11 protein-coding genes are annotated in these 13,661 nt (G+C 56.4%); 9 read left to right on the forward strand and 2 right to left on the reverse strand.

Going from position 1 to position 13,661, the window contains the following annotated elements:
* From AP059_RS22600 to AP059_RS16855, 4 genes are all read left to right on the forward strand, one after another.
* Positions 1-194, forward strand: a 194-nt coding sequence (locus tag AP059_RS22600; RefSeq protein WP_218186556.1) for a hypothetical protein, incomplete at its 5' end; no start/stop codon positions are given.
* Positions 191-1,024 (forward strand): DUF4123 domain-containing protein, encoded by an 834-nt coding sequence (locus tag AP059_RS16845; protein ID WP_059764366.1) that lies wholly within the window; start codon positions 191-193, stop codon positions 1,022-1,024. The genes AP059_RS22600 and AP059_RS16845, both read left to right, overlap by 4 nt.
* Positions 1,021-4,020, forward strand: coding sequence for a toxin VasX (locus AP059_RS16850; protein WP_059764368.1), 3,000 nt, complete (start codon positions 1,021-1,023; stop codon positions 4,018-4,020). The genes AP059_RS16845 and AP059_RS16850 overlap by 4 nt, the downstream gene beginning before the upstream one ends.
* The gene (locus tag AP059_RS16855) at positions 4,017-4,940 is read left to right on the forward strand and encodes a hypothetical protein (RefSeq protein ID WP_059764370.1); all 924 of its coding nucleotides are present in this window, start codon (positions 4,017-4,019) and stop codon (positions 4,938-4,940) included. The genes AP059_RS16850 and AP059_RS16855 overlap by 4 nt, the downstream gene beginning before the upstream one ends.
* Positions 4,941-5,103: 163 nt before the next feature.
* Here AP059_RS16855 and rhlB read toward each other — a convergent pair whose 3' ends face one another.
* Entirely contained in the window at positions 5,104-6,594 is a 1,491-nt protein-coding gene (rhlB, locus tag AP059_RS16860; RefSeq protein ID WP_059764372.1) for an ATP-dependent RNA helicase RhlB, read from the reverse strand.
* Positions 6,595-6,678: 84 nt separating this feature from the next.
* Positions 6,679-7,335, reverse strand: a complete 657-nt coding sequence (locus AP059_RS16865; protein ID WP_059764374.1) for an alpha/beta hydrolase — start codon at positions 7,333-7,335, stop codon at positions 6,679-6,681.
* Between the two features lie 418 nt (positions 7,336-7,753).
* Between AP059_RS16865 and AP059_RS16870 the strand changes: the two genes are divergently transcribed.
* The 5 genes from AP059_RS16870 to AP059_RS16890 all read left to right on the forward strand — a co-directional run bounded on the left by AP059_RS16870 (position 7,754) and on the right by AP059_RS16890 (position 13,635).
* Entirely contained in the window at positions 7,754-8,782 is a 1,029-nt protein-coding gene (locus AP059_RS16870) for an amino acid ABC transporter substrate-binding protein (RefSeq protein ID WP_059764376.1), read from the forward strand.
* Positions 8,783-8,850: 68 nt separating this feature from the next.
* The gene (locus tag AP059_RS16875; protein ID WP_059764378.1) at positions 8,851-10,032 is read left to right on the forward strand and encodes an amino acid ABC transporter permease; all 1,182 of its coding nucleotides are present in this window, start codon (positions 8,851-8,853) and stop codon (positions 10,030-10,032) included.
* Between the two features lie 10 nt (positions 10,033-10,042).
* The gene (locus tag AP059_RS16880) at positions 10,043-11,140 is read left to right on the forward strand and encodes an amino acid ABC transporter permease (RefSeq protein WP_059764380.1); all 1,098 of its coding nucleotides are present in this window, start codon (positions 10,043-10,045) and stop codon (positions 11,138-11,140) included.
* 12 nt (positions 11,141-11,152) lie between these two features.
* Positions 11,153-11,917: an amino acid ABC transporter ATP-binding protein gene (locus AP059_RS16885; protein ID WP_048363258.1), complete on the forward strand. Its 765-nt coding sequence runs from the start codon at positions 11,153-11,155 to the stop codon at positions 11,915-11,917.
* Positions 11,918-12,315: 398 nt separating this feature from the next.
* Positions 12,316-13,635: a CynX/NimT family MFS transporter gene (locus AP059_RS16890; protein WP_082706821.1), complete on the forward strand. Its 1,320-nt coding sequence runs from the start codon at positions 12,316-12,318 to the stop codon at positions 13,633-13,635.
* Positions 13,636-13,661 lie beyond the last annotated feature (26 nt).

The following is a 13,661-nucleotide window of genomic DNA, read 5'->3' on the forward strand; positions in this document are numbered from 1 at the left end:
TCTTTAGCAGTACGCCGATTCAAGTGGGTGGGGTGGCGATGCCCGGTACGCCTGCAGCGCCAGTCTTTCCAAACCCTGTCGAACCGCTGGTGGCTATAGCGTTACGCCCGCAAGCGCAAGCCCTGAAGATCGCAGCTCAATCGGCCCAGCCGATTTGCGCCATCTGCGAAAAAGCACAGGACCCTCAAACATGAGCCGCGCTTACTTGCTGCTCGACAGCTGCCAGATCGAGAACCTGAATGCGCGATTGTTTGAGCGCGCACCCGGAGCAGCGCCACACGCTTTGTATCTGATGACGCAGTACGCAGAGCTGGCCGCTTATGGGCCAGTGTTAATAGCTGTTGAAACCGGCAGTCCTTTGGTGCAGGCCTTTGTTCAACAATGGCAGTACAGCGCAGGTATCTGGATTGAGTCCGACGCCGACGAAGCGCAGTTGGTAGCGCACTTGCGCAGTTTGATTCATGCCCGTTTGGAAGGTGGTGTGTGCGTTTTATTTCGATATTACGATCCGCGCATTACCCGCCTGTGGTTGCAGCACTTACCGGCTGGTGAGCGTGATCGGCTGATGGGTCCGATGAACCTGATTCGTTTGCCCGACGGTGTTTTACAGCGTGAAGGCGCAGCATTTCCCGGCGTCTGTTATACGCATACCCCGTGGCTGACACTGTATGTGCAGCAGGTTCAGCGTCTGTCTGAGGCGGCTCGCGAAGCCGTTCTTGTAGGTGTGATTGAGCAGTGTCAGCAGTATTTTCCCGCGTGTATGCAGGGGTTGGATGCGACCGGGCAAAGACTGTGGGCGACCCGATGCTGCTGCAACGCCGAACGTCAAGGCTACAGCGCAATGGATGAAGTGATGCGTTGGGTGAGTCTGTACGCCCACTTTGGCGAAAGCTTTCCTGACGGGTTTGGCCACGGGCGATATCGCGAGATCCTGTCGGCCCGTGAGCAATTGCCAAAAGAACGCTTAGATAACCTGCTGACCGAGTTAAAACGCCAGATTGCCTTGGGAGAGGTCACCTCATGAGTCCTGAGCAGCGGCTGAAAAAACTGGCACAGCTGGAGGCGGCTGACCGGTCTGCCAGCGGCCAGGCACATATCGATATCAACAGTGTCGGCGGGCAATGCCCCGTGCATCAGCCCTTTATTTTTGTGTTGCCCGTGCGTTATGCGTGCAGTGAACAGGCGGCCACTCACCCCGCCAGTCAGCCGGGCATTACGCCAGACAGTCATCCCTTGGCCGCGCGCCTGTTACGCGAAGGGTTTGTGTATGTGTGGCAGGGCCCTCAAGGCTTGCAGCGCTATGCCGTGGCAATCAATGGCAGGCTGCGAGCACAGCCGTTGCACGCCGATGACACGCGGGTTGAGCGGGGTAACCTGTGTGGCGTGGCCGTCAGTAAGCACACGCCGGTCTGCATGCTCTACACCGAATACCCGCTCAATCCAGCGGCTTGCCAACAGCTTTTGGATCCGCAGGTACGCGCCAGACGCATGCGTCAATTTGATATGCGACGGCTAGCCGATGAACTACAGGCTGCGCATTGCGTCCCGCTGCGGGACGCCGATCAGCTTATGGGCGAGTTGCTGCCCCAGACCTATGCGCAGGCGGTGACCCTGGATCATCTGCACAACGGTCAGACGCATCGAGCGCAAGAGCAGCTGTTGGCTCAACGACTGTTTGAAAATCGCTCCGATGACGATATTCAGCACAACATCACGGCCTTGACCCAAGCACAGCGCTGGAACCATGAGCGCATCCAGGTCGCTGCCCGTCACCCTGACATTCGGGCAGAAGGCACGGTGCCCGGTGAGTGGAGTGCCGCGCCTTGGTCCCCTTTCAAGGTGCGTGAACTGCTGGAAGGCACTCACCAGCAAGCTCAAGGTTTATATGCCGTACTGGCGTGCCTGGATGATGACCTTGGGGTGTTGCGCGATATCAATCACGAACAGGAACACGTCGAAAGCCGCCACGAACAATGGCAGCAAGACCATCAGTTGCGTCTGAGTATTGGCGGGTTTGTGCGCAGCCTGATCACTGAAGATGGCGCTGAAATCGCGGGCCAGCTGAGCTATCGCTATCGTGAATACGCCATCGAGTTGACCCCGGAGCAAGGGGAGCTAATGCTCAAGGTCGATCATGAACTTGAAACCCTGTTTCGCGAAGAAGCGCGACTCAATCAACAACGTGGTCGGCTTTACTCGTATTCGGTGGCGAGTACAAAACTGGCGCAAGTGCGTGCCGACATACAGCGTACCGTGGCGCCCGTGCGTGAGTTTATCCCGGCCGAGCTACATACCGAGGTCGAAGCCGTGGTGCGTGACTATCGCGCATCAAAAGTGGCCAACCGTGAAAACCACTTCGTCAGCGAAAAGGTTGCGCAGTACATCGACTTACCCGCGATGAACGAGTGGCTCGACCTACTCGGGCCATTGGGCGCGCCGATACTCGCCAACCTGGCCCAATTGGCCCGTGAAACTGACGGCGTGTGGAACACCCTGATCAAACGCTCCGGCGCAGCCTTACTGTTACTCAGCGGCGAACCGGGTGCGCCTTTGAGTGGCGCGTGGCTGAACATCATGATCGCCGCGCGCATGGGCAGTCAGACCGGCTTGCGCTTTGTCAGCGAAGGAGGGCGTCAGGTGTTGCAATTGGTTGGCAAGGCGGCCGAAGACCTCACCCAGTGGGCGCAGGTGACGGGCAAAGCCATTGGCACCGGGCGCGTGGCCAACATCGTCAACTCACCTGCGGTGCAAAAAAGTGGCGGTGTAATTGCACTGGCGGCACTGCTGCTCAACAGCTGGAACGCGGGCCGCTACCTGAGCGATGCACGGGTGCTGGAAGGGATGGATGAGCAGCGTCAACACGACACGGCATCGGCAACGTTATATGCAACAGCAGCGTTGGTGGCGGTGATTGATGTGCAGGTGAGGAAGGGGTTTTGGGGAGGGAGCGGGGTTGATGGCGTCTCGGCAAAAATCGGGAACCAATCTTTTACTGCATCGGTTTTGACATTGTTTGGAGGCGCTTTGGGGTTTATCTCGTTGTTAGCCTCACTCAAGGAGTACAGAAGCCTTCAGCTTCAATTAGATGATATGCAACATCATCTGGACCCATGGTTGCAATTGCGTCAGGCAGTTGTAAAGGGTCAGGTTATAGCGTTTGGTGCTCAAGCGCTTCTTGGGCTTGTATACACATTCAAAAGTATTGCTGCAGATTATGGTGTGGTAGTGGCAAATGCTAACTACTTGAGATGGATCGGGCCCGTTAATCTATTGCTTGCTGTATTGGGTGTGTTGTATTTGATTGCCTGGTTTATGAAACAGACACCGTTGCAGAATTTTCTCGATTATTGCTGCTGGTCAAAATTAAGAGCCAAGGATTTGTCGGCCATTGCGTTTGATCGTCAAGCAGAAGAGCTGAGTCGGTTGTACCAGATACTATTTGCCCCCCGTCTTAGTTTTAACGGAGAGGCGCGTAAGGAGCCTGCGAATAATCGAATGGGTTTTGTCATTGTGCCTAGGGTGTATTCCTTGACGATCGACTTGCCAGGCGCTGATCCGTCAAATACGTATTTTGATATTTCTATTGTTGGCGATCCTGTTGATATACCTGTGTATCGAAAGTTAGTAAGCACTAATGACTCTGGTAAACCTGTAGTGCCCCCAAGACCCATGCAAGATATTGGCAGGCACTGGATTCAAGCAAGTTCTTGCCAGTGGATACCTTATCAGGAAGGCCAGGGTCTGCGCCTGTCAGGGCCGTTTAACGCCATACCTGATCTTTTTGGCTCCTCCCCCCAAAAAGTTTGGGTACGTGTGTGCTATCACTCATCAATTACCTCTTTACTGAATACGCGAAAATATAATGGGGGGGATCAAGGGCAGGTTTATATCTACACCCCCGACACGGGTTTAATCTCAGGGCGTGAAGAATCGACACCAGAACTTGATAAGGCAATACGCTTATCTTTGAGCGCTGAGCAGAATAGTCAGTATCTACAGCCTGTGAGTACGCGATCATGAATTATCCGCCAGCAGGGACTGTCCATAAAAAAACATTCCATCAAAATGATTATCTGGCACCCCTTGCAATACCCACGGGTGAAATGGCTCAAGATGTACTTGGTAGTGTGTGGCGTAAGAATGATATTTATATCGATGTTGGCGTGTTTGCAATAAGTAATGCGGTGATGGTGTTATGGTTGAATGTGTTGTTATGTATTTTAATTTCATATTTGATTGATGATTGGGATGTGCTCCTGTGGGTAGGTGTGATCTTTATATATCCCGTGTACCTGCTGATAAATGCATTAAGGAGGCCTACTCCGTTACCTGCCCGCTTCAATCGCCAACGTCGAGAAGTTTGCGTGCCCGTCAATGAGCATGACTATTGGATAGTCCCATGGGAAACCGTCATAGCCCAAGCCACGGAGCATCAATCCTTCAGTCAGGCCGGTAAATATTCTATTGGCGGTGGATTAGTTGTCGGATTTAAAAATCCAGATCCTCACGCAGAAGACGAACTCAAATATTGCAGCTTTACGTTTGCCTGCGGCAGCGTTACGGCCTCCAGGCGGGTCTGGGAATGTATGCGCAGTTACATGGAGATCGGACCCGAGGCGATCGAAGATTTTCGTGAAAAAAGTCATCACCCTAAAGGTGTGCTGGCGACCTACTGGGATCAACTGTTGGAGTCTGCACAGCGCAAAGGCTGGCCGATGGCGTTGCTGTGGGAAGGCTTCTTCGGGTTATTTATTTTCAATATCTTGCTGATCATTGCTTTGGAGCGATGGAAGTTAAACCCGCCACCTGATTTGACCTATCCCGACATCATTGAATGGTCGAAACCATTACCCCCACAGCAATGGGCCAAACGTTCGCCTGAGCTTGAAGCCGCGATAGCTCAGCGCGAAGCGGAGCTGGCAGCGCAGAAGAACCTGTAGCCGCTGACGAGTAATGCGAGGCTGCGTCCGGGCGCGCAGCGCTCGCTCAATCCTTCAATGCGGTGCTTGAGATGCACCGCAATCATCGGGTTTATGATCACTTCGCAATCGAACGTTGCCGTAGGCCACGGTTACACAACCTCGGCAATTTTCCGGGGAGCAATCAGGCCGTTTCGCTCGGATCGTGAGGTTTACGTACGGCCCGCACCACGGGGCGCAGCAATTCAGTCGGCGGGGTTTCGCAACTGATTTTGCGGCCCAGCTTGGTTTCGATTGCGGGCAATTGGTACGAGTCGTCTTCACCGGCAAAGCTGATGGACACGCCGTCAGCGCCCGCGCGGCCTGTGCGGCCAATGCGGTGCACGTAATCGTCCGGAACCTCCGGCAGGGTGAAGTTGATCACATGGCTGATGCCGTCGATGTGAATCCCGCGCCCGGCCACGTCGGTGGCAACCAAGACGCGGACTTTTCCTTCGCGGAAGTTTTCCAGGGTCTTGATGCGTTTGTGTTGCGGTACATCGCCCGACAGTTGTGCGGCGTTTATACCGTCGCGTACCAGGCGTTCTTCGATGCGGCGCACTTCGTCTTTACGGTTGGCAAAAACGATGACCCGCTCCCAGCCGTTGTCGTTGACCAGGTTGAACAACAATTTGTATTTGTCAGCACCGGCCACGGCGTAGACATGTTGCTCGACACGGTCGCTGGCGACGTTTTCGGCTTCGATTTCAACAATGGCCGGGTCGGTGGTCCATTGTTTGGCAAGGTTCATCACGTCTTCGGTGAAGGTCGCGGAAAACAGCAGCGTCTGGCGTTCGGCTTTCGGTGGTGTCTGGCGAATGATCTGACGTACTTGCGGGATGAAACCCATGTCCAGCATGCGGTCAGCTTCGTCGAGCACCATCACTTCGACCATGTCCAGGTGCACTTCACCGCGCTGGTTGAAGTCCAGGAGGCGGCCCGGTGTGGCCACCAGAATGTCGCAATGGCGGGCTTCGAGTTGCTTGAGTTGCTTGTCGAAGTCCATCCCGCCAACGAAGGTCATGACGTTGAGGTCGGTGTATTTGGTCAGGTCGGCGGCGTCTTTGGCGATTTGCACCACCAGCTCGCGGGTCGGCGCGATGATCAGTGCACGCGGCTCGCCCATGTAACGCTCTTTGGGCGGCGGGGTTTGCGTCAGTTGGCTGATGATCGAGATCAGGAACGCCGCCGTTTTGCCGGTGCCGGTTTGTGCGCGACCAATCGCGTCACGGCCGCTCAGGGTGTAACCCAATACGCCTGCCTGAATCGGCGTGCAGTACGGGAAACCCAAATCTTGAATAGCGTGCATCAGTTCAGGTGCGAGCTTGAAGTCGTGGAAACGGGTTTTGCCTTCTTGCGGCTCAACCACGAAGTCTTCGAGTTTCCAGGGAATGACCGGTGGCTTGGGTGCCGCCTCGCGTCGCGGTTTGGCGACTTTTGGTTTTTCGCTGCGCGCGGGGTGCTCAACAGGCTGGGCGTCGGGTGTGTTCACCGAGGCTTGAGCGGGAGCAGGGTGGCCAGGCTGTTGCGCGTCGGTTCGCGGGCTGGGACTGCTGGAAGGGGGTGTGCAAGCTGGCGCGAGCGGCTCAGCCTCGCTTTTACCGAATATTTTTTTGAGTGCTTTGAGCACGGTCATCTCATCAGTTGGTTAAGGAGTGTACGCCGGGCAGTGTAATGCAAGTCGCGTGCTCGGCGTAGTGAACGACTGGATGTTTCGGATTTAACTCAGGCGGGCTACGAGCCAGCGACCGATGTCACGGATCTCTTCGGGTAACACTTCGTGCCCCATTGGGTATTCCTGCCATGTAACGGTGACGCCACGTGTTTTCAGATGTTCATACGCCGTACGCCCCATGGAGTTTTGGACTACATCATCGTACTGCCCGTGCAGGCACAAGGCCGGAATACGTTGCTGGCTGGCGGACAGTTCCAGTTCATCACTGAAGGTCGGTGCATAAGTAGAGAGGGCAATTACGCCACCCAATGCGCCTTGCCATTTCAGATAGGCGGTGTGAAACACCACCGCACCGCCTTGAGAGAAGCCCGCCAGAACAATGCGGTTGGCATCAATGCCCGAGGCTTTCTGCGCTTCGATCAAACCGATCACGGTATCGGCGGACTCATTGAGCTCATCTTCACTGATCGAGCGGGCGGGACTCATGGCCTTGATGTCGTACCAGCTGGGCATGGCATAACCGCCATTGATCGTGACTGGACGTGTGGGTGCCTGGGGCAAAACAAAGCGTGTGCTCAGCAACTGTTCTTGCAACGCCTCAGCCACTGGCAAGAAGTCATAACGGTCAGCGCCTAACCCGTGAAGCCAGATAACACAGGCGTCTGCGGGCTTTTGCGGCTCGATTGTCAAAGGTGTGTGCATGGCTGCTCCATCGTTGTGCGTGCGCGCAGTTCGGGTGCGCGGCAACGGTGCGTGATCGTTTAACGTTTGACGAAAATGTGTACTGCTTGAACGTTTTTTCTGAAATGGGAGGGCGAAATCACTGAGGCCGCCAGTGTGGTACGCGCTTTGCTATGTGGTCAGGGCGCTTGTGCGTTCCCTCCGGCGGTAACACTAACAGGCAACTGCCGGCGGGGGGATAGCAAAAAACCTGAGGGTGAAGTTAGACAAGGAATTCAACAGCTCACGTGAGCGCTTCAGTTTGACGGTTTGTGCGATGCATCCATCGCCCAAGACTTAAGCCGCTTGACCTCATAAAAAGCCAACACGGGTCAACAGCGCCTCACAAGGGGGCGGCGGGTCTTGTTCAAACACAACAAAAGCAGCACTGGAGGTTTGAATGAAGCAGTTGAAATCCACCTTGGCCCTGGCCACCGCAGCGGTAGTACTGAGCGTCAGTGGTTTTGCTCATGCAGGGGCGACGCTGGACAGCGTCAAGAAGAAAGGCTTTGTGCAATGTGGCGTGAGCGATGGCTTGCCCGGCTTTTCGGTACCGGATGCCTCGGGCAAGATTTTGGGGATTGATGCGGATGTGTGCCGTGCGGTGGCTGCTGCGGTGTTTGGGGATGCCACCAAAGTCAAATTCAGCCAGTTGAACGCCAAGGAGCGTTTCACCGCCTTGCAATCGGGTGAAGTGGATGTGCTTTCGCGTAACACCACCTGGACCAGTTCCCGTGATGCCGGGATGGGCATGGTGTTTGCCGGTGTGACGTATTACGACGGCGTCGGCTTTTTGGTGAACAACAAACTGGGGGTAAAAAGTGCCAAAGAGCTGGATGGCGCAACCATCTGCATTCAGGCAGGTACTACCACCGAGCTGAACGTTTCGGACTACTTCCGCGCCAATAACCTCAAATACACGCCGATCACTTTCGATACCTCAGATGAAAGCGCCAAGTCGCTGGAAAGCGGGCGTTGTGACGTGCTGACCTCTGACAAATCACAGCTTTACGCCCAACGCAGCAAGCTGGCCAGCCCGAACGATTACGTGGTGTTGCCCGAAACCATTTCCAAAGAACCGCTGGGTCCTGTGGTGCGCAAGGGTGATGAGGACTGGTTCAGTATTGTGAAATGGACCCTGTTCGCCATGCTCAACGCTGAAGAAGCGGGCGTAACCTCGAAAAATGTCAAAGAAGAAGCCAAATCGACCAAGAACCCGGACGTTGCCCGCTTGCTGGGTGCTGATGGTGAATACGGCAAAGACTTGAAGCTGCCCAAAGACTGGGTGGTGCAGATCGTCAGCCAGGTCGGCAACTACGGCGAAGTCTTCGAGAAAAACCTCGGCAAGAGCACTCCGCTGGCCATTGACCGCGGGCTGAATGCCCTGTGGAACAACGGCGGCATCCAATACGCACCGCCTGTGCGCTGATAGCCCTGTCACCCGGCAGGCCAACTGCCGGGTGATGTTGTTTTGATCCATTTTTGTTGGGGCACTTCATGCAGACAAAAGTCAGCGCACCCAAGCCGAGGCTCAGTCTCAGCGATCCACGTGTGCGTGCGTGGTTATTTCAGATCATCACCGTTGGGTTGGTGGTCTTCATGGGCTGGTACTTGTTCAACAACACCCAGACCAACTTACAGCACCGGGGGATTACCTCGGGCTTTGACTTTCTGGAACGCAGTGCCGGGTTTGGCATTGCGCAACATTTGATTGATTACACCGAGTCCGACAGTTACGCCCGGGTCTTTGTGATCGGCCTGCTCAACACCTTGCTGGTGTCGGTGATTGGCGTGGTGCTGGCAACGATTCTGGGTTTCATCATCGGTATCGCGCGTTTGTCGCCGAACTGGATGATCAACAAGCTGGCAACCGTGTACGTTGAAGTGTTTCGCAACATTCCGCCGTTGCTGCAAATCCTGTTCTGGTACTTCGCGGTCTTTTTGACCATGCCGTTGCCGCGCAATAGCCACCATTTTGCCGACATGTTCTACATGAGCAGCCGTGGGCTGAATATGCCGGCCGCGATTGGCACCGAGGCGTTCTGGCCGTTTGTGGCCAGCGTGGTGCTGGCGGTGATCGCGGTGGTGTGGATGGTGCGATGGGCTAACCAGCGCTTCGAAAACACCGGCGTGCCGTTTCATAAGTTCTGGGTCGGGTTGGCGCTACTGCTGGTGATACCAGGATTGTGTGTGCTGATGGTTGGCATTCCTGTGCACTGGGAAATGCCGCAGCTCAAGGGCTTTAACTTTGTCGGCGGTTGGGTACTGATTCCCGAGTTGCTGGCGCTGACCATTGCCTTGACGGTGTACACCGCTGCTTTTATCGCCGAGATCGTGCGTTCGGGGATCAAATCGGTCAGTCATGGCCAGACCGAAGCGGCACGTTCATTGGGCCTCAGACCTGGGCCGACGTTGCGTAAAGTGATCATTGCGCAAGCACTGCGCGTGATCATTCCGCCGCTGACCAGCCAATACCTCAATCTGGTGAAAAACTCGTCGCTGGCGGCGGGCATCGGCTACCCGGAAATGGTCTCGCTGTTTGCCGGTACGGTGCTGAACCAGACCGGGCAAGCGATTGAGGTCATCGCCATCACCATGAGCGTTTACCTGGCAATCAGCATCAGCATTTCGCTGCTCATGAATGTGTACAACACGCGCATCGCGCTGATTGAACGGTGAGGACGCGCTTATGACCACTCATGTTTTTAAACCCGACATGCCGCCGCCGGGCAATCGCATCGGCATCGTGGCTTGGGCACGGGCCAACCTGTTTTCCAGTTGGCTTAATACGCTACTGACGTTGTTCGCCTTTTATCTGATTTGGCTGATCGTGCCCCCGCTACTGAGCTGGACGGTCTTTGACGCCAATTGGGTCGGGACGACGCGTGCCGATTGCACCAAAGACGGCGCGTGCTGGGTGTTTATCCAGCAGCGATTCGGCCAGTTCATGTACGGCTATTACCCGCAGGCGTTGCGCTGGCGCGTAGATGTGACGGTGTGGCTGGCCGTGATCGGTGCCGCACCGCTGTTTATCTCGCGTTTCAAACACAAGGCAGTGTACGGGCTGAGCTTTTTGGTGGTGTACCCGGTTTTGGCCTACAGCCTGCTGCATGGCGGCTATTGGGGGCTGAGCAACGTGGCCACCAGTCAGTGGGGCGGGTTGATGCTGACCTTGGTGATTGCCACGGTGGGTATCGCGGGCGCATTGCCGTTGGGCATTTTGCTGGCGCTGGGGCGACGTTCGGACATGCCGGCCATTCGCGTGGTGTGCGTGACCTTTATCGAGTTCTGGCGCGGGGTGCCGCTGATCACGGTGTTGTTCATGTCTTCGGTGATGCTGCCGCTGTTTCTGCCAGAGGGCATGAACTTCGACAAGCTGCTGCGGGCGTTGATCGGGGTCATTTTGTTCCAGTCGGCGTATGTGGCCGAAGTGGTGCGCGGCGGGTTGCAGGCCATCCCCAAAGGCCAGTACGAAGCGGCCGATGCGATGGGGCTGGGCTACTGGCGCAGCATGGGGCTGGTGATCTTGCCGCAAGCCTTGAAGCTGGTGATCCCCGGCATCGTTAACACCTTTATTGCCCTGTTCAAAGACACAAGCCTGGTGATCATCATCGGCCTGTTCGACTTGCTCAACAGCGTCAAACAAGCGGCCGCCGACCCCAACTGGTTGGGCATGGCGACCGAAGGTTATGTGTTTGCGGCGTTGGTGTTCTGGATTTTCTGTTTTGGTATGTCCCGCTACTCCATGCATTTGGAGCGCAAGCTGGACACGGGCCACAAGCGTTAGGAGTTGTGTGACATGAGTGAAGCCATCAAAAAAACGGCCAGCGCTGAAGGCATTATTCAGATGCTGGGTGTGAACAAGTGGTACGGCCAGTTCCACGTGCTCAAAGATATCAACCTCAACGTGCAACCGGGTGAGCGGATTGTATTGTGCGGCCCGTCTGGCTCGGGCAAATCCACCACGATTCGCTGCCTCAATCGCCTTGAAGAGCATCAGCAGGGGCGCATTGTGGTAGACGGTGTCGAGCTGACCAACGACCTCAAGCAGATCGAAACCGTGCGTCGGGAAGTGGGCATGGTGTTTCAGCACTTCAACTTGTTCCCGCACCTGACCATTTTGCAAAACTGCACCCTGGCGCCGATGTGGGTACGCAAAATGCCCAAGCGACAGGCCGAAGAAATCGCCATGCATTACCTGGAGCGAGTGCGTATCCCCGAGCAGGCGCACAAGTATCCGGGGCAGTTGTCAGGAGGTCAGCAACAACGGGTGGCGATTGCCAGGGCGCTGTGTATGAAGCCCAAGATCATGCTGTTCGACGAACCGACCTCAGCGCTTGACCCGGAAATGGTCAAGGAAGTGCTCGATACCATGATTGGCTTGGCCGAGGACGGCATGACGATGCTCTGCGTGACCCACGAAATGGGCTTTGCCCGCACGGTGGCGAATCGGGTGATCTTCATGGACAAAGGTGAAATCGTTGAGCAGGCAGCGCCGAACGACTTCTTCGACAACCCGCAAAACGACCGGACCAAACTGTTTTTGAACCAAATCCTGCATTAATCCAACCCCTCTGCGTAGGCGTTGGTGCGGGCTGCGGGCTTTTGATCGGGTAAATCGGTTATAAAGCTCGCAGCTGGCGCCCGTTACTGCGTATATGTGGATTGCCCCCTACGCCGTCGTCTGGCTAAGATGTCCGAAAATTCACCCTGTGATTGGATGAAAGGGCGGAACACGTGACAGACGAATCCCCCTGATAAAGCATGCTCGGGTTGACCCCGCCCGCGTTTTATCGGCGCTGCATACTTCCCCGCACCTTGCGCACCGTCTTCAGCCTATTGCGTAAACCCTTGCTACACATCCGTGTCGCCCATCGATGCTTGACCTGCGCATCGATCACTGGAAGGCCGCGGAACAACAAGACCCACAACGGGCGATGGCGCTGTGCCGGACGTTGATCAATGAACCCTGAACCGGAGAAGGCCATGACCCGTCCCCCGTCCCCTGTTAACGACAGCGTTGATCCTGTGCGTCATCTGGATGAGCTGGATGAACTGCTGATTGACGCCGAGGCGGACGATGAAGCCGTTCAGCAAATGCCGCCTGTGATGGTGCGTGCGTGGTTATTGCTGTTGGGCATGGTGCTGGTGGCCTTGAACCTGCGCCCGGCGTTGTCGAGCATGGCGCCGTTGTTGGGCGAAGTGTCCGAGTACTTGGGGTTGTCAGCCGCCCAGGCGGGCTTGCTGACGACCTTGCCGGTGCTGTGTCTGGGGTTGTTTGCGCCGCTGGCACCGATTCTGGCCCGCCGTTTTGGCACCGAACGCGTGGTGCTGGGCATTTTACTGGTGCTGGGCGCGGGCATCGTATTGCGCAGTTATCTGGGGGAGACCGGGCTGTTTGCCGGCAGCATTTTGGCCGGTGCCAGCATTGGCGTTATTGGCGTGTTGCTGCCAGGCATCATCAAGCGCGATTTTGCCGGGCATGCCGGCACCATGACCGGTGTCTACACCATGGCCTTGTGCCTGGGCGCTGCGTTAGCCGCCGGGGCAACCGTGCCGTTGAGCCATTACTTCGATGACAGTTGGCAATTGGGCTTGGGCTTTTGGGCCGTGCCCGCCGTCATTGCAGCGATTTTCTGGTTACCGCAGGCCGGTAAACGCAATGGCGCCCACAACGTCGCCTATCGGGTGCGCGGTTTGTTGCGTGATCCGCTGGCCTGGCAAGTCACGTTGTACATGGGCCTGCAATCGTCGTTGTCGTACATCGTGTTTGGCTGGCTGCCTTCGATCCTCATCGGGCGTGGCCTGACGCCGACTCAAGCGGGGCTGGTGATGTCGGGCTCGGTAATCGTGCAATTGGTTACGGCGCTGACCGCGCCCTGGCTGGCCACGCGGGGCAAGGATCAGCGCTTGGCCATTGTGCTGGTGATGAGCATGACGTTGGCAGGGTTGTTCGGCTGCCTGTATGCACCGCTGGACGGCTTATGGGGTTGGGCGATTGTGCTGGGGTTGGGGCAGGGTGGCACCTTCAGTCTGGCGCTGACCCTTATCGTGCTGCGCTCACGGGACGCACATGTGGCCGCCAACCTGTCAGGCATGGCGCAAGGCATCGGTTATACCGTGGCGTCCATGGGGCCGTTTGCGGTGGGTTTGGTCCATGAGCTGACAGGTGGCTGGAACGCGGTCGGCTGGATTTTTGCCGTGGTGGGCATCGGAGCCATCATTGCCGGGTTGGGCGCCGGGCGTGCGAAGTACGTGAATGTCGTCAGCGAGAAGGTCTGAGACCGTAGTGTTTCTGCTCATTGCAG

The organism is Pseudomonas sp. TAA207 (genome assembly GCF_001529285.1).
In the GTDB taxonomy this organism is placed as follows: Bacteria; Pseudomonadota; Gammaproteobacteria; order Pseudomonadales; family Pseudomonadaceae; genus Aquipseudomonas; species Aquipseudomonas weihenstephanensis.